Source organism: Arthrobacter globiformis NBRC 12137, from assembly GCF_000238915.1.
Lineage (GTDB): Bacteria > Actinomycetota > Actinomycetes > Actinomycetales > Micrococcaceae > Arthrobacter > Arthrobacter globiformis.
The window spans coordinates 12,581-30,765 of record NZ_BAEG01000012.1 but is presented as its reverse complement, the minus strand read 5'-3'; the positions used below and the strand labels follow the sequence as shown (position 1 = coordinate 30,765).

At 61.2% G+C, this 18,185-nt stretch carries 7 protein-coding genes; all 7 read right to left on the bottom strand.

The genetic code is table 11. The features are described 5' to 3' along the window. Positions 1-97 precede the first annotated feature (97 nt). A complete protein-coding gene (locus ARGLB_RS01960) occupies positions 98-1,315 on the bottom strand; it encodes an McrC family protein (RefSeq protein WP_003798301.1) in 1,218 nt (405 codons plus the stop codon). Beyond that, complete coding sequence (locus tag ARGLB_RS01955) at positions 1,315-4,326, bottom strand: McrB family protein (RefSeq protein ID WP_003798299.1); 3,012 nt, start codon at positions 4,324-4,326, stop codon at positions 1,315-1,317. Before ARGLB_RS01955 ends, ARGLB_RS01960 begins: the two co-directional genes overlap by 1 nt. Continuing rightward, complete coding sequence (locus ARGLB_RS01950) at positions 4,323-8,387, bottom strand: Eco57I restriction-modification methylase domain-containing protein (protein ID WP_003798297.1); 4,065 nt, start codon at positions 8,385-8,387, stop codon at positions 4,323-4,325. The genes ARGLB_RS01955 and ARGLB_RS01950 overlap by 4 nt, the downstream gene beginning before the upstream one ends. Beyond that, positions 8,384-11,245, bottom strand: coding sequence for a DUF8741 domain-containing protein (locus ARGLB_RS01945; RefSeq protein WP_003798296.1), 2,862 nt, complete (start codon positions 11,243-11,245; stop codon positions 8,384-8,386). The genes ARGLB_RS01950 and ARGLB_RS01945 overlap by 4 nt, the downstream gene beginning before the upstream one ends. Then, positions 11,242-16,422, bottom strand: a complete 5,181-nt coding sequence (locus ARGLB_RS01940; RefSeq protein WP_003798294.1) for a DEAD/DEAH box helicase family protein — start codon at positions 16,420-16,422, stop codon at positions 11,242-11,244. The genes ARGLB_RS01945 and ARGLB_RS01940 overlap by 4 nt, the downstream gene beginning before the upstream one ends. 210 nt (positions 16,423-16,632) lie before the next feature. After that, positions 16,633-17,700: a tyrosine-type recombinase/integrase gene (locus tag ARGLB_RS01935; protein WP_245531452.1), complete on the bottom strand. Its 1,068-nt coding sequence runs from the start codon at positions 17,698-17,700 to the stop codon at positions 16,633-16,635. A gap of 173 nt (positions 17,701-17,873) precedes the next feature. Then, positions 17,874-18,050, bottom strand: a complete 177-nt coding sequence (locus ARGLB_RS01930; protein ID WP_245531451.1) for a helix-turn-helix transcriptional regulator — start codon at positions 18,048-18,050, stop codon at positions 17,874-17,876. Positions 18,051-18,185 lie beyond the last annotated feature (135 nt).

The window sequence follows — 18,185 nt, the reverse complement described above, 5'->3', positions numbered from 1 at the left end:
CGTCCATGCCACGATCCCAAAGGCCTGGTCGCCGACGCCATGGCCGCAGCTCGATACCTGAGACAGCGATGCCGAGAACGGAGCGTAAGCTACCCCTCTAAAGCTTGCGGCCTGCCCATTCCCGGTACGAAGCGTCAGCCAGCACATTCACACGCGCTAGCAAGGCGGACGGCGGCTGGGAAACGTCCAGCGGAAACTCAACGATAGACACCGAACTGTTGCTGATCCTCCGTGTCCGGGGGACGCCGGCGCCCGCGTAAATAAGCCATGCCGTCGGTACGGTCAATGCCGTGCAATAGGCCAGCATTTGGTAATGATCGGCGTTCGGGTAAGCACCAGATGTGGACGCGGCCTTGTACTTGGCGTCGAAAACTATGGCCGGTACACGATCTACCGAATGGACGATGTCCACGTACATCCGCACACGGTCACCCTTGCCGTAGCCCACTTCGGCTTCATCCATGTACGCCTCGTACTGCCCGCGTGTCTCCCCCGGATACATATCCAAGGCCTCGCGCAGAGCAGTCGTCACGAAATCTTCGAAGACAGCCGCCATATTCACCACAAACGATGCAACCACGTGCTGCCCCAGTCCAGCCTCCGCGGACATGTTCCGCAGGATGATCTCAGCTAGGCGCAGCGCCGGGACATACCGTTCATTGAGCCTGGATTCGGTCCACGCCGGCAAAGGCGCCCCGAACCGCACAGCGGACACTCCGTCCAGCTTCGAATCAATGTGCGCCAGCCGCTCCCGCACCCCTTCAGAAAGCCGCGGCACCTGCATCATCAGCCGGACGGAAGCCCTCAAGATCCGGTTCTCGGGAATGTCCACCGTGAAGTCGTCGTAGGCAACCTCCAGTGGCAGGAGCATTCCCGGCCGCCGGGTCATCTGGTCTCCCACCCGGATCCGTCCGCGCACCGTCCGCAGCGCTTCTTCTACGTGCACGTACCCGTTCAAAGCCCCACGATCCAGTGCCCGCTCGCAGTGCCGGGTCAGCGATTCCCCCAAGGCGGCAAACAGGTCATCATCCTCTTCACCGGCAACATCATCCGGTCGGAAACCAGGATTGATGGCGTAGCCCAGCAGGAACAGGAGCCGGCTCAGCCCTACCTTCTCCTTCGGCTTCACCCGCACCAGCAAGTCGCCAATCTGAACCGCACCGACCCTCCCCGCGGGCAGGACCGTCCAGAGGCCCCCGTGCGCCGGAAGCACCGACACCAGACCGGTGTCCCGCAACGTCGCAGCGACTTCCCGCTCTAACTCGACAGGCTCCGCGACCGTCTGCAGCTCGTCCAAAACAATCTCGGACGGCATCACGCCTCAGTTTCGTCCGATTCCGACCGCGTACCAACTGTGGCGTCCCCGGCGCCCGCACCGGGGACGCCCGGCTCCAAAGTGAGATCGACGGGACCTACGTCCGCACCCGCCTTCCGCCGCATTGCAGCCAGCCCGAATTTCTCCCGCACCTTGTCCCGGTTGAGCCGCCCGAAGTACTGCTCCTCGAGCAGCGGCAGCAGCTCGTACTTCCAGATTTCCTCGAGCCCCTCATCGGTCTCAGCGTGGGGCTTCATGAAGTAGGACGGCCCGATCATGAGATCACGGTTCGTCTCCTCAATCTCGCTGTTCAAGGCATTCAGCAGTTCTGCCCGCAAAGTGGGCTTTCCGTTCGCCTTGAGGAAGCGTTCCAGCAGCCCCGAAATCATGCCGTCCTGCGGGTGCAACTCAATGAATGCAAATCGACGCCGAATGGCCGCGTCCACCATGGCAATAGACCTGTCCGAAGTGTTCATTGTGCCGATGATGAACAGGTTGGGCGGCAGGGCGAAGACCTTATCCGGGTTGTACTGGAGGTTGATGCCCTCGTTGCGGTACTCCAGCAGGTAGTACAGCTCGCCGAAGATCTTGGCGAGGTTGCCGCGGTTCATCTCATCGATGATCAGAAAATACGGCTTATCGCGGTTGCCCTCAGATGCCGCTTCGTCGGCGATACGCCGCAGCGGCCCCGCTTCGAGGCTGAATGCCACGTTACCGTCCTGGCTTTTCGCCGGCCGGTAGCCCTCGAAAAAGTCTTCGTAGGCGTAGGAAGGGTGGAACTGGACCGTCTTGACGTGGTCGGAGTGCTCCTCCCCCGCCAGGAACTTGGCGATCGCCGTTCCCAGAAAGGTCTTGCCGGTTCCGGGAGGGCCGTAGAAGACGATCTGCTGCCGGGTCTGGAGGAGCCGGATCACCTCCTGTAAGTGCTGCTGGTCCACGTGCAGCTTTCGTGCCAGTTCTGGCGTGGCCTTCTTCAGGTGGGGTACGACGGCGATTTGCGGCACGTGTGCCACAACTTCCGTCTCGTTGTCGGGGTCAGCTTCCACACCGAACCAGGCCGTGATGATGGAAAGCGCTTCGGTGAGGTCGACGACTGACCCTTGCTCGGCCAGCAGCCGCGGCAGGGGTGCGGGCATGTCTTCATTGCTGATCGGCGTCTTCTGCCACCCGACAGCGCGTCGCAAGCGGGACGTCGCGTCCTCGACGTAGTGAGCCTCCCCGGTCACGACCCCTAGATAGAGACCATCTTCGAAGGCGGTGAGGACGAAGTCGTCCACCTTCATGATGCTGAGGAAGCGATGGTATTCCATGGCACGGAGCTTGCGCTCCGAATATTCGATGTGCTGGTAACCCTTATTGACGGCTGCCTGTATTTGGCTCAGGTTCGATCCTGGCGTGGGTGACCCAAGGTGTTGCGCGGGGGTGGATACGAAACCGTCCTCAAGCCAGGGGTGCAGCATGGTCGTCCCTGCCTGGCTCTGCCTGACCAGCCACGCTCGCTGTCCGGAGTCTTCCGCGCCTACCCGCCACTGGCTCAGATAGGGCTCGCTGTACCATTCCACGAATTCATTCGAGCTACCCTGTTGGACGAGCCGAATGGCGTGGAGGTCTTTGGCAATGGCGGCCTCGTCGTTGTCGCTTCGACCTGTTGCACCGCCAATGACGCCTGCAAACGCATGCCAAATCTCTGTCCGGTGCTCCCTCTTTACAACAGGAGGCAAGTATCCCGGCCACGCAATGTAGTCCACGCTGTAACGGATCATGGGGCGGTCATCCGGGACTGACTGGGTTACGTCGCGATACGCCCAAGGATCCGAAAGTGCGGCCTCAATCAGACTCATGGGTTGTGTCGCTACATGCTCAACGAGCCGAGAGAGCCATTTCATGTGCTCTGCCACTTGAATGTTGAATCCGACACCACCGTGGAAGGCGCCTTCGGCGCCCAGGCCCTCTTGAAGCATCGGAGGTAACGGCACTTCGTCGTGTTCGATCCAGGAAAGGATTTTCTCGATCCTGGCGATCTTTGTTTGGGCACCTACGTTAGAGAGAGGCAGTACCTGCAGGTAGGCCAGTTCCGCCGCCAAGAGGATCACGCCACGGCCGGCACCTTGCAGCTGACGTTCGAACTTCGCCATGAAGGTTCCGGGGCCGACGTCGAGCTCACTTCTTCTTGCCAGCTCGCGAGCGTTCTCAACAGTCCACGTTGTCGTCGTGCCGTCGACGGCGGAAGGAGCGCTGCGAAATCCGCTCTCGAGGATCAGTCGCCCTGCGGCTTCGAGCTGGGGAGCTATCGTGACAGCGGGAGTGCTGAGATCGAGCTCGGCAGCCGCGGCCTTGTCTCCGCGCCATTTCCGGAAGTTCACAACGTCCTGGGAGGCCCATTCGTCCTTCGGATCGGCGTTCATGACTGTCCACATGATGCCTTGGGCTTCCAGGCGGTCAAAGTCACCGAGCCCTGCAATAGCCAGCTCCGACCGGAGTTGATCAAGGACGTCCAAGAACGCGTCATAGCGTCCTTGCGGAGTCCGTACGGCGTCCTTGTAGTCAAAGCCGATGATGTTCCAGAACTGTCGGACCGCTTCGGGACGGTAAGGCGGGAACTCGGTCGGATCCACTGCCATGAGCAGGACAGAACCCACTCCGGTGGCGATACCGTCGGAAAGTTCTCGAGAGTTCAGCTCCTTAAGACCGGCGACCAAGGCATTCAGCTTCTCTGTCTCGGGCGCCCCCGACCAAAACGTCGTCAAGAGAGCTTGCAGGTCTCGCGACGAAGCCTCATCCAGCTTGTCCAAGGCACCGATGGTTCTGTAGTTGACGAGGTTCGTCGTCCGCAAGGCCCGAATGAAGTGTGGGTGCCATGCAGGATCCCCGGCCAGCAATTCGGTTCGGACTGCTGAAAGTTTGAAGGCCAGTTCCTTCTTGTAAAGGTTCTCTTCTGCGTCGAGGTCCAGCGTTTCCATGAATTTTCCGGCAAACTCGATGAGCCTGGTCCAGTCAATGTTCTGGTTCATGCGGAGATCTCCTTGGCTGGGTGACGCGGGCCTTGACCGGGCGGTGGGGTAAGCGCCGACTCATAAGGGACTCCGGTCTTGATGGCATCTTGCATGGCCTCGAAAACCTCAAGTATTTGCATCTTCGTTCTGTAGTCACCAAAACTGGCAGCGTCTACACGTCTAGTCACATTGAATGTGTCCATCACATAGCCCACAGTGTCGCGGTCCAACCCATAAAGATGAAAATATGCGGCGTCTAGTTCGGCCGAGATGATGCGGCGCCTAGCCGGAATCCACGAGAACGGGCCTCTCTGGTCGCCAAGCTCGTGTCCAACGGACTGCATGTCATTAGCCGTGAAGACAAGCTCATAAGCGCGGTCGCTGATCCAGCGCTCGTAACTCACACTTGTATCCCATGCAACGGGACGACTATATTCCTGGGGGGAAAGAACTGGCAGTTGATCGACGATGAAAAAATTCATGTTTACGCCACCTACTTTTTGGCGGGCAACATAGTCAAAGACAAAGCTACTCAGATTTGCCAACAGGCAAAGCCTCATCCCAGTAGGCTGGTCGATCCTGATGAGAGGAAGACTATTTGTAGCCGCAGCGGGTGGCACAGGGGCTACCGAAAACGTTCGCTGATTCTTGGGGGCAGTTACACTTGCAAATCCGATCTGCCAAGACCTGGCAGCGGCCGGTACTAACGGGTGATCCACCCAGTAACCGGGCACTGCAAGTCGCTCTGGATTGGATTTCTCATTTTCGCTGATATATTTCGGCTGTCGCTGGCGGTGGACCGCAGCTTGGCTCCACACAACGTCCGCATTTCGATGATCCCAATGCGAGACCATCTTGCCTTCATAAACCCGCACAACCATTTTGCCGTCTGAAACTAAATTGCCATCTGACCGCATCGTGAAGTCCCCGGTTTCAAGTGATGCCGCACTTCTAAAGTGACCACTGTCATTCGTAACGTCGAACATCCGGTCGTAAGCAATCTCGCCCCAGGCGCCACTTTTGAAAATTGGGACACGCCCATAAATTTCACGGGTAATGTCGACGTCTCGCTGGGCTTTGAAGACCGGGAGAGTTCCACTGATGGGATTCATCAGCTTAATATCGCTTGGAAGAAGAAAGTAAGATTCGAGGGCAATCTTGTCCGGATGCGAAATCATGAAACCGATTCTCATTTTTTCCGCCCGAGATTGCTGACCCAGTATCGTCAGCAAGCTGAAGCGCTCACTTGCATGCGCACCAACGAAATACCTCCCTCCACCGCTTTGTGTATTTTCAAAGTCGAACAGACTGAGAACTCGCGCTTCATCGCTTAGTGCCTGGAAGAGCTCCTTTGTCGTATCGTCGGTGGCGATTCCCGTCTTGACTATGACACCCGCGCGACCGGAAGGAGACACAATCTGGCTAAAGAGTTCGGTAAAAACGGTGTAAGTGTTTACATCACCCCGACCGCCTAATGGAAACCTCCCAGACTTTCTGACGAAGAAGCTAAAAGCCTCACTTTGACGCCGACTACGATTATATTCAGACAACAATGAAGTGCCAACATCCGTTTTAGCTAAATCACGAATCAGGGAGCGTCTCTCCGATGCAGTCTTCGCGTTTGCCACGCGAGCATCCCGGGCACCAAAAAACTCCTTCTCCTGGAGCTTGATTTTTTCCCATGGAGGGTTGCCCAGCATGCAGGAGAACCCTTTTGGCCATCTTTCGACGCTAGCATCAGCGGACTGCGGATCGCCGAAAACCTCAGGGAACTCTAGGTGCCAGTGGAAGAATCTGTATTCTTCTGATAGATGTCGCACCATAGCGACAGTCTCCGAATGACCGGATAATTCGTCCGCCTCGCCTAGCTGCCGAACCAGTGCCGACGTTGGAGGCTCAGCTTCCTCTGTTATGAGAGGCCATACAAAGGCAGCACACCAAGCGTCGGCGTGGAGCCTCCGCTGTTCCATGTCCCTTGAATGGTCAAATGCCGCATAGGCCGCTGCTCGGTCACGGGCTTCGGCCGCGCTATATACGGGTTTCACCAGTTCACGTCGCTGGCCAATAAGAGCGGAGATGCCCGCAACCGGAGGCGCAAAGTTAAAGCTATCCTGTCCTCCGTGTTTAAAGCGGCTGCCGGGACTGCTCCTGGCATTCTCGAGTCTGTTCCGCTTTTTGATTTCCGCCGAGTACTTGGCATCATCACCGTCGAGTACGCCAAAGGCTTCGTCAGGTACCCCTCCCGCAAGCAGCGCAGGCGTTGTTCCCAACAGGCTGTTGCCGATCTTGATCCGTGCGTCCAAGAAGCCCAGCGGTTTCCCGGGTTGCATGGCTTCCAACCACAGGGACACCTTGGCAAGTTCGGCGGCGAGGTCATTCATGTCCACGCCATAGATGCAGCGTTCCACCACGTCATGCAGTGCGCTCTGCACCTCGCCGGGTGTGGGCTCGTTCTCGCCTGCGCGCACCTCGGCCAGGCGACGGGCAATCCGGCGGGCGGCGGCCACGAGGAAGCCGCCGGAGCCGGAGGCAGGATCGCATACGGTCAGCGCGAGTAGGCGTGCCTCGGCGTCGTCCCGTCCGGCTGCACCGTTGACAGCTTGGTCCAGCAGCGGGTCCAAGGCGGTGTCCAAGAGTGCGGACACGAGACTCGGCGGGGTGTAGTAGGAGCCGGTGGTCTTGCGCTCGTTCCCGGCGAGATGCGCAAGTTCAAAGGACCGCGTCTCGGTATCGACGCGGGGCACCAATTCCAGCAAAGATTCGTAAACGGAACCTAATTCCTCGGCCCCTAGATGCCGGTAGTCCACGGGCTGCAGACGGCCGGTCTTTCCGGCCACCCAGCCCAGGACGCGGATGGCCTTGAGGAAGTCCTGGTTTGCCAACTCTGCACCTAGCAAGAGGTCCCCATGCGGTTGCCCGGCCAGACGAGCGGCGCGGGGATCGGGATCAAAGAGTCCGCCCAGTGCCGGCAGACCGATAACACCGAGGCCCTCGCCGCCCAGGGCGCCCAACACTAGTTTTTGGGTACGCCACAGGTCCGGGTGCGGGCCTCCGTCGCGGGTGCGGGACATCTTCCGCAGCCTCTGTGTCGAGAAATAGGTCTCGTAGCGGTGGCGGGCCTCGGTGGTCGCCGCCGGATCGAGGAGAGCGCCGCGATCCTCCACCACGAAAATGAACAGCAGGCGGTAGGCAGTGCGAAGGAGTGCCTTGTGGAAGTCGCGATGGCTTAGGTCCCCGGAATGCAGGGCATCCACGAGCCAGCGGTTGTCCGGGTGGCGCAGAAAGCCCGAGCCCAGGAAGTCCAGAGCTTTCTCGACGCCGGCACCCAGCTTGTCGAGGGCACGAGCTCCGGCTTCGACGGATTCACCGCGCCAGAGTTCCAGCCAGCAGTCAGACGGGGGCGATTCGGAGCCGCCGCGCTTGTCCAGCCGGGACTGGTGGCAGAGTTGCCAGAACAGCTGGAACTCGGAATAGAGATCCGACTCGAAGATGGTCTCGAGATCGAACTCGATGTATGCGGAGCCTGCCAGCGCGGTGGAGTCCCGCAGGAGACGGAGCCTGAGGCCGTTGCTGAGAATGGCCCAGAGGTAAGTGTCCTCACGGTTCAGGAATTCCTGCATCATCGCCTGAGGCGCGCGCCGGGCGGCACCTTCAACCTTCGGGGTGCGCTTGTCTAGGTCCACGCCAGGGCCAAGCAAGTGTATGGGTACGGACTCCCAACGGTGCGAGATGGGGTACGCCTCGCCGCCGATCGTCAGGCCGCCGGGGGTCGCCGGAACCTGCCCATAGCCGAGTTCGCGAAGTAGCACCAGAAGCCACTTCTGCCGGGCATCACCGGTGCCGGCGCCTTGCCCGTCCGGGCGTTTGGTGGCGTCCGATTCGCGCCAGGCGCGCCAGGCACCCTGAAGGTACATCCACGTCCGTGAGGCCGCGTCACGGACCGTTTCCGTGCCGGCAAGGTGGAAACTGGCCGGAGCCATGCTCCTGGCATCATTGACTTCCCCGGCCTGGACGCGCCCCAGCAACGAGGGGGGAACGACTCCTCCGACGACGGTGATGGCTTGGAATGCCGCGCTCATTTGGTGCCTCCGGCAGGGCTGTAGACGTAGACGCCCAGGACGTCTACGGGAAGATTCGGTTCGACCGTGAGGCCACGGATGCCGAGCTGGCCGGCACGGTCGCCACGGGCGGCGATCCTGACCTCTCTGTGGGCATCGCGGATCTGTTCGGCCACGTCTCGGGCTTTCTGCTCGAGTTGGTCCTTCAGCTGGTCCAGAGATCCGAGGATGGCGGCCATCATGTTGGTGACATCGCCGGCGTTCGCGTCCGGTCTGGCCTGGAGCAGCGCTTCGACGGCATCTTCCGGGAGCCAGACGGGGTTCTGCGGCATGCCTGTGAAGGCCAGGACGCGGGCCTCCTCTGCCATGTCTGTCTTGTCGCCGAGTCGCGCGGGAAGCACCAGCTTGGTGCGGAAGCGGACCAGGAGGGCCACGGTAAGTTTGTCCACCGCGCTGGTTTTGATGAACCCGCAGCGGCGGGCCGGGCGTTCCTTGCCCGTGAGTTGCGCGTCCAGGGCGGAGTTCAGGACGTAGTTTGCCGCTGCAGCCACGACGGGGTCCGTCCGTACCAGCACTGAGGTGTGGTGCGGGGCCGGGAAGTCGTTGACGAAGCGGATCTTGGAATCCGAGCCCAGGGCGTTGCGGATGCCCGGCACAGCCGCTGTCAGCTCGGCCACAAGCCCATCGGGGGTGGTATCGACGTGCGCGCCCGTTTCTTCGAGAGCTGCTTTCACAAAGCCCGCGACATCGTCGGGGTCGCCCAGGCTGCGCCGGGCTGCGTCTACCACTTTCTGCACTTCTTCCGGGCGTATGGCATTTTGCGCGAAGCGGGAGCGGCTGAGCTTCTCCTGTTCCGCGCTGCTTCGCCAGTCAGCATCCAGTTCCTCAGCTTCCGGGGTGAGGCTGAACAGCTCCAGCTGATCGCCGTTCTTGCCGCGCATCATGATGCCTTCCAGGAGCGCGGACAGGATCTGATCGCTGCGCGGCGGGACGGGTACACTGATGCCCAGGTCCCGTCGGATGCTCTCATGCTTGCGCAGCAGAACATCCAGCACGATGCCGTCAATTCCGTTGTCATCACCGTAGATGGTGAGGGCGCGGACGGTATCCGAGAGCTGTCCGAACCGGTCCACCCGCCCTTCGCGCTGTTCGTGGCGGGTGGGGTTCCAGGCGAGGTCATAGTGAATTACGGCTTGGAAACCGTCCTGCAGGTTCACGCCCTCGGACAGGCAGTCCGTGGCCACCAGCACCTTAGGAGTGTCGCTGGCGCGTTCCGCTTGGGCGGCGATGCGCGCGGCACGTTCCTCTGAGGGGAGTTCGCCGGTGACTACCTCGACGTCGAACTTCTTCTTCCCAACTACCCGCAGGTATTCCGAGACGTAGTGTGCGGTTGGGATGAAGCGGCAAAAAACGATGGGCTGGAAGCCCTCGGCAATGAGCGCTCGGATGCGCTTGACCAAGAGCTGAAGCTTGGCGTCCTGCCCGGGGTTGGCCTGAAGCTCCCCCGCTGTCTTGAGGAACGCATTGAGCTGACGTTTTTCCCGCGACGTTTCATCCAAGGCATCCGGCCGGGAGCCGGGCACCACGTCGATACCCTCGCCGCCGTCGTCCTCCACCTGGTCCATCACCACTGCCATGCCTCGCTTCTCGGCGGCGGCGTCCGATTCAGCATCTTCACCGACAGCACGGGTGTTCAGGGTAGCGGCGGCCGATGCAGGCGAGGAAGCCATGGCACGCAGCAGGGACAGCGCGGACCACCAGCGGATGCGTTGGTCGCGCTTGCTGCCGGAGGTGTCCTGCACCTGGCCGCGGACGTAGTTCAGGACGGCGTCGAAGAACGCCCGGTGCTCCGGGGAGAGCTTATAGGCGACCTCGATTGTCTGCCGGTCGCTGGGGAACTTGGTGTCCGACTTCAGGTAGCTGCGGATGTCCACGCGGCGGCGCTGGACCATGTGCTCCGCGAGTTTGCGGCGGCCCGTCTCGGCAGAAAGGTCCACGGTCTTGAGGCTGCTATCCAGCAGGCCGATCAGGTTGCGGAAGGCACCGTCGTTGCCGCTGTGCGGCGTTGCCGTTACCAGCACGAGGTGACGGTCCGGGTCATCGGCCAGTCCCCGCACCAGCTCGTACCGCTGCGTGCGGCCGACGCCGCCCTTGCCGGAGTCATCGGCAGTGACGCCGTGGGCCTCGTCCACAATCACCAGGTCTGGTGCGGTCCGCATGAAGTCGTGGCGCTTGGACTCGGACTTGATGAAGTCAGTGGAAACGATCGTGTGTTTGAAATACTCAAAGATGGACTTGTCGTAGCCGGCTTCCCTCTGCAGCCGCTTCACTGTCCCTGGCAGAACCAGCTCGGCGTCAATACCAAACTTCTCAGAAAGTTCCTGCTTCCACTGCTGGGCCAGGCTCGGCGGGCATAGAACGGCGAGTCCGCTGGCGTCGCCCTGAGCCAGGAGCTCGGAGGCGATCAGTCCAGCCTCGATGGTCTTGCCAATTCCCACATCGTCGGCGACCAGGAGGCGCACGACATCCTGGCGAAGCGCCAGCAGCAGTGGGACGAGCTGATACGGGCGCGGGCTCACATTCAACCCTGCCAGGGAACGGAACGGGCCACCGCTGGAGCGGAACCCGATACGGAGCGCGTCGCGGAGCAGCCGGGCGCTGCGGTCATCGCCCAGGTCGGTTGCCAGCGGCAGACCGAAGGACGCCGGATTCACTTCTTCGATGGAGGGGATGACTCCGGCGATGTCGTCCATAGTGCCGCCCAGTGGCTGGAGGACAAGGAAGTCGGGGGTGCTCTCGGGCAGAACTACCCATTCCCGGCCGCGGGCCGCTACCAGCGAGCCAACCGCAAAACTGTGTTCCGCCGTCGTACTAGTCACTCCACCACTCCAAATACGTTCGTGTGTCCACTGACAAATGCTTCAATGTCTTCGTCCTGACCGCACCTGATGACGTTCCAGTTGCCGTAGGTCAGTGCCAGGTCATCGACGGGAGGTCTTGACACGTCCTCAACAATCACAGCAATGCCCACCGACAACTTAGCGGTGTAGACGAAATCCACCACATTCCCCTCAATGCTGGGGCCGATTTCATCGGGCAGATTTCGCCCGTTCTGCAGCAAGTAGTCCAACAGGCTTTGGGCCCGCGGGCTGACCACAGTGCCAGGAGGCATAGCGTGCTTGGGTTTCGGCGTCGGTGCTGCGGCCACCGTGACAGCGCCGGCCAACTGCATCAGCCGGTCTATGACGAGCCTCCGGTCGATGACTTCGTGGTCACGCTGATTGCCGTAGGACAACAGGCACCGGTAGCAGCCACGGACGCAGCTGTTTTCCATGTCGTTGCCCGTAGCGGCATCGACGTGCAGAATTTCCAGCGCCTTGGCGGCGACCCTGGCCATGGCGTCCGGCTCGCTTTGCAGCCGGCGCAACACCCCGGCGCCGCCCTCCGCGGCCTCGATGAAGAGCAGACGTCCTCGATCCTCGCTGTCCGCGAGAAGCTCGCTGGAGAGCTCAGAGTCCTCCAGCTGGAACACCGCTTCGATGCCGCGTTCCATGGCGAACTGCATGGTGGTTGCTTCTGCGGGCGTCACGTTCTCCGTCCAGCGGACGACGGCGATGTTGCGGCGGTCCTCAACGTAAGGCGTCACCATCTGCTTCTTCTTGGACTGTTCAACGGTCATGTCATCCGCATCCGTGGCGTCACCCGCGTCTCCGGTATCCGCGGTGGCTTTCTTTTCCGACAGCCATTCGCCCGTGATGAGATCGAGCCAAAAGCCATGCCGATCCTGGTTGGCCCGGTTCCGTCGACCCAGGTTGGTCACCCGGACAGTCGCTCCATCGCCGTAGTGCACCGCACCGATGACCGCCTTCCCGTTCAGCATCTGCGCATCGGAGCGGCCTGGCTTCTTACCGTGCGGGGCAAACCGGTAGTTCGTGACGAGCTGGAATCCTTGGCGGTTGCGTTCCTCCTCGTCCGCGCTGATCCGTTCGCGGCGGCGCGTGATGACGGACTGCAACTGCATCAGGTTTGACCAGCTGCCGGCCAGCGGTTCATTGCACGATTCGCAGATGTCGAGTCCGGCCTCCCGCTGGTGCAAGTAGCCACAGGCAACGCAGACACGGGCCTCTCCGAGAACCACATCTCCCACGCCCCCGCCGTCGGAGTCCCGCGGCAGGCTGACGCGCTTAACCTGGTAGCGGGCGCCTTCGTGGTAGATCAGCGAGTCCGGACCGAACTCGCTGATCGCCAGGAATCGCGAGCGCTGAAGCCATGTGCTGTTGTTATCCTTGCCCCTGCGGATGCCCGGGATAAATGCAGCCAGAGGCAGCCGCGGGAACGAGTATCCCGGAAGAAAGCCTTCCGAAGCCAAGTAACGCAGGGTGTAGAAGTCCGATTGGCCCTTTGAATCGCTGTCATTGAGAAGGATTTCTAGGCGCTGGCCGGCCTCGCGGTGCCGGTTGGCCGCGGCCTCGCGCTGTTTGGAGTCGGTGGAGTGGTCCTGGCTGGCTCGGTGCGCGGCGTCCTGCTCGGTGATGGCGCTCCGGTAAAGCTGACGCCACCTCTCACAAGCCTGATCGAAGTTGGCCAGAGCGTTGTCAATGACGGCAGCAGACCACGATTCAGTCCACCATGACGTGTCCTTCAGTTCCCCCTCGATGCTTCGCAGGAGGACCTCTGCAGATGTCTTGGCGCTTTTCGCGGCCTGTTCATCAGCTAGGACAGATCTAATCTCGGGCTGAAGAGGGTAGCTCTTGTCTTCAAGCTTTAGAAGACCGCTCATGGACTTACCCAGACCCGAGCTGGTTGCGGCGAGGGCTTCAGCGAGCCAGATGGCGTGGACGTGTGACCTGATCAGGTCTTCGTTGGCGAAGTCCAACCGTGGCGGCTGGACCTGACCGGAAACCATGAGGTTCGAGCGTTCGAAGTAGTAGGAGTCGTGAGGGCTGCCGGTGGCGCAGTAGGTCAGCACCAAGGCCGGCTGGCCCGAACGCCCCGCACGCCCGCTGCGCTGCGCGTAGTTTGCCGGCGTCGGCGGAACGTTGCGCATCGCCACCGCATTGAGGTCTGCGATGTCGACGCCCAGCTCCATGGTTGGAGAACAGAACAGCAGCGGAAGCTCTGCTTCGCGGAACGCCTGTTCTCTGGCTTCCCGGTCTTCTGCACGTACCTGGGCAGTGTGCTCCGCCGCCTTGAGGCCGGCCAGCTCCTGTCCTTGCTCCAGGTACAGGTCCTTGAAGAACTGGATAACACGGGGCTTTTGGTCGGCATGATAGGTGCGGCGGAGCAGATCGGGGGCGCCGTATTCGCCGTCGCCCTTCCTCAAAACCATGCTGGACAGTTTGAGACGGTAGCCGGAGACCTTGCCTTCGACAACCTCGGCAATAAAGCCGGTCTCGAGCAGAATTTGGAAGAGAGACGCGATGACTTCGTCCACCTCGGCGCGTTTGAGCTTAGTGCCGGGTGAGGCCGTCTTGGCAAGCCATCGGCCGAATGTTCCGTAAGAGGTCACGGGGAGAGTCGTCCGGTAGGCCATCTTCTTGGGCTCCGTGGTCACGAGTCCAACGCTGGCCGCTGACTCCTGCTCTGGCAAAGCCCAAATACCCGTCAGGAATTCACGGCTGCGGTTCTTGACCCGATCCAGCCAGTCTGCCGTAAGTTCCTCGGCATCGATGGCAAGTACGCGGCGAAACTCATCCAGCAGGACCCGGATAATCTCCTCGCGTTTGCCGGGGTCCGCGTCCCGGAGCACGTAGTGTGCACTCTCCCAGCGGCGCTCTTGTTCCGCCAGGTTCTTCGCGAGGGGGTAGTCCACTACCAGGAGACCGGTCTGTTCAAGGTTGGGCAGAGTGATCCGCCACCCGCGCTGCAAATCCCGCAGCGCACGGTAGGTCACCACCTCGTTCAGGGCCCGCTTGGTCGGTTTAGGGTCCAGCGGATCTTCGGTCCGCGCATAGTCGGACCAAGCCAGGCTGAGCGTCTTGATGATCGCATCACCCAGCTCCATCGCGTCGACTCCGACATCCCCGGCCGAAGCGACTGCGCGGTAGAGGGCAGAGCGAAGCTGGGCCACTTGGACGAAGTCGTTCAAGTGGCCGGCTTGGAGGGACGCGTCCTGTCTGTTGTCCACGAAAGTCAGCAGTTTCTTAGCCCGTGTACTCAAATCGCTGCCGGCATCTGACTTCAATAACTGCACGAGCTTCGTAGCGATCACGGTCATCGCGCTGCTGCGCCCCTCCTGGTCTAGAGTCACAACCTTGGAGAATTCACCGCTCCGGGCGGATTCATAGGTGACCTGGCAGTTCAGGCAGAAACCAAGGCTTCCCGGGACCCATGCGGCGAGCTGGCCATCGTCCTGGGTGTACTCGTTGTCCCGGGCCGCTGCGCCGTCAGGCTGGACGCGGTAGCGCGACGGAATCCGCTTGCGCTTGGACTCGATGACTCGATTCCCAGACACTGCCTCGTTTAGCCAAGAAGCGGGGATACGGCCCGCCTCAATGGCCTGATCCGGCCATTCCTGCTCAGTGGAGATGTATAGATAACCGTCCTGGCCATTGTCCGGGCCGCCGGTATCCTGCATTTTCAGTTCGTGCCGGGCGATGAAGCGTGATTCGCCGCCAGTTTCCGTCAACCGTGCCATGAGGTATTCCTGACCGCACTCGCGACAAAAAGCGAGGGGGTAGAGCCGCTTCTCCGCGTCTCCGACGGTCAGCTGGAAGTCGGTCTCGATGAGCCTCGTGTCCTCGGACTCCGCTGTTGCATAGAGGGAGCCGGCCTTGGAAATGAACTGATGAAGGCGGAATGCGAACAGCGGACGGTTGGTCTCAGCGTGCTTTGCCTTCGAACCCGCAAGAAGAGTCGCGCGGATAGCAGTGGCGCAGCTGCTCGCTGTTTCCCCCGTCTGCTTGGCCAGTTCCTCTGCGGCATGGGTGACGGTCTGTGGTTGTCTGCGGATGATCTTGCCGGATTCCGGCTCAGTAGTCAGGCCAAACGTGTCCTCAATCCAAGATGCCAGCGGATCTGAGGTCATCAGCGTGTACCCGCCGTCCAGCGTGGGGCTGCTGTACTCCGCATCACCGCGTTCTCTTACAGCAGCCTTCAGATCCTGGTCCGATCGGTGCTGGTTGGTGGTCGCTTGGACCAAGGTCTCGGTCACCACGTGCTCCGGCGAAACAACGGTTCCAAAAATCCGAGAGGCAACCTCGGCTACGTCCCTCTGCTGCTGGGCCACAGTTCCACCGCTCGACATCGTGGCGGACGTGCCAATGCACTGCAGGGTGCTCTGGGCGTTACAAGCGTCCCGCAAGCGACGTACGAGCATGGCAACATCTGCGCCCTGCCGGCCGCGATACGTATGAAGTTCGTCCAGAACGAGGAACTGAAGACCGGAGGCCGCTCGGATGAGGGACTGCCGTTCCTCCGGCCGGGTAAGGACGTACTCAAGCATCACGTAGTTAGTCAGCAAAATGTCCGGGGGGTTCTTTAGGATGTTCTCGCGGGTCTCTCCGCGTTCCTGGCCGGTATAGCGCGCGAAAGTGACCGGCGGCTTGCCGTCGAATCCGTTCTCGAGGAACTTGGATAGCTCCTCCATCTGGCTGTTGGCCAAGGCGTTCATCGGGTAAACGATGATGGCCTTGACGCCCTTACCTGTCCCTTCGCGGAGCACACGGTCCACAATCGGGACTATGTACGCAAGTGATTTGCCGGAGCCCGTGCCCGTTGTTAGGACGTATGAATCCTTCTTGGCGGCGATTTCAATGGCATCGCGCTGATGCTTGTGCAGCGTGATGGGCGCCGAGCCCCGATCGCCGGCATCTTTCTTGGGCCTGAAAATGGCATCGCAGCCGGGGTGAAGGAGCCCACGCCGGACGAGCTCGTCTATGCGGCCGCCGGAGCTGAATGAGGGATTCAGGGACAACCACGGGTCGGGCCACTGCCGTCCCCTGTCTCCGAGCTCGACGACGGCATCCTTGATCCGCGGGTCCTGGATGTCAACGAAGCCTTCCGTGAAGGACCGGTAGCCGGCGATGAGCTTTTCACGAATTCCGAACGCATCCACGCGTGTTCCCCCTGTTGACAAGACCTTTGATAACTAAAGCGAAGTTTAGCCGGGTGCGGCCACCCGCTTCGCGAGGCCACGGTCCGACCAGGCGCCCGCAAACACTGGAATGAGCCGCCAAATCGATTGACGACTCATTCCAGTGCACAGGAGAGGTCTCACCCGCGCCGGTCTCAATTCAGATGGGGCGGACAGACAACACCGATCTGGCTATGACCGGGGCTTGGGCGCGAGACGGTCCAAGACCGGGGTGTAGTCCTCCACGTTCCTCAGCCTCTCGATGTAGGCGGCGTGGGTCATGGAGACGTCCGCGTGACCCAGCATGGCAGCGGCGGCCCCGTCGGTCAGCTCCCTGGCGAGAAGGGACGCAACCGTTCGCCGAAAGGCGTGCGGAGTGATGACTGCCATGTTCTCCATCTTGGACGCGGTCAGTGCGGAACGCAGCTGCCTCCGTATGCTTGACGCCTGAACATAGGTGCCGGTCCTGGACCAGAACAGAGCCCCGGCTTTGTTGATCTCCGGAGATTCGAAGCTCCTGCGGATGAGTACGTCGACGACAAACCGAGGCACCGGGATGACCCGCTCGCTGCTGCGGCTCTTGAGGAAGCTCTGGCGGTACTTGGGGCCGTGACGAGGCTCCACCAGCGTTCCGGTGAGTGCGATCTTTCCGACATCGCCTGACAGGTCGATGTCTTCCAAACGGATTGCCAGGACTTCCCCGATACGCGCCCCGGTTCCGATCAGAACGTCAACGACATCTGCCAGTACGTTGCTCGGGCGGGGACCGAATTGGCCGGGTTCTGTCCGCCAAATCCGGACAGCTTCGCGAACATCGTGCAGGGTAGCTGCGCTCAGGCCAACGGGCTTCTTCCGGGGCCTGTTCAGCCGATCGACCTCACGCACCGGATTGCCTCCCACGTACAGGTCGTGCCTGATGGCGTAGGACATGATCTGCTTCAGCACCGTTTTGGCCAGCCGGGCATTCGTGTGCCCTTTCCCGTCCACTACCAGGGACCTCAGGAAGTTGTCACAGGTCGAGGTGTTGATTTCATTGATCTTCAGCGCACCGAGAGCGGGCTCAATGAGGCGGTAAATGAGCCCTTCGTACTGGTCCCACGTCTGCCGCCGGATACCGCCCGTGCTGGCAGCCGCGACCATGTTCCCATTGCCGTCGACAACGACCTTAGGGACCTCGATACTGGCGAGCCACTTCTCGGCGACATCGTTGAGCGGAGGGTTGGCGGTCACTCGACCTGCGAGCAGCTGGCGCTCTTTCATGGACGCCAGCAAGGCTGTCTCGGCTTTGCCCTTGGTTGACCCGAACTTGCTGTAGCTCCGCGTGACACCGTCCCAGCCACGGAACCTACAGCTGGCCCGCCATTTTCCGGACGCTGCGTCTTTCTTGGCACTGATCGTTCCCCAGGCACCAACCGGGAGGCTCGACCGCCCCATCAGGCAGCAGCCTTCGAGGTCTTGCCGATCCAAGCCTGGACATCGGCCCGGTCGTAGCGGACGACGCTATGGAGTTTGAGGGCAGTTGGTCCGATCCCAGCGGAGCGCCAGTTCCGGAGGGTCTTGGGTGCCACCTGCAGCCAGACGGCCACTTCCTCGGTAGTCAGAAGTTGCACTGCGTTGCCTTGGTCCGTTGCCGGTCCCAAGGTCTTTCTGCTTGTCTGCATGGTTTCCCTATGCAGCCCGACAGCCGACGGGCCTAACGCGGCCCCTTGAAAGCGTGTCGTAAGCGTGTCGTGCCCAATTTTTCG

What these genes read in the sequence shown, in the direction of transcription:
- ARGLB_RS01960 (WP_003798301.1), bottom strand. Translation starts at nt 1,315, where the DNA reads ATGCCGTCCGAGATTGTTTTGGACGAGCTGCAGACGGTCGCGGAGCCT.
- ARGLB_RS01955 (WP_003798299.1), bottom strand. Translation starts at nt 4,326, where the DNA reads ATGAACCAGAACATTGACTGGACCAGGCTCATCGAGTTTGCCGGAAAA.
- ARGLB_RS01950 (WP_003798297.1), bottom strand. Translation starts at nt 8,387, where the DNA reads ATGAGCGCGGCATTCCAAGCCATCACCGTCGTCGGAGGAGTCGTTCCC.
- ARGLB_RS01935 (WP_245531452.1), bottom strand. Translation starts at nt 17,700, where the DNA reads ATGAAAGAGCGCCAGCTGCTCGCAGGTCGAGTGACCGCCAACCCTCCG.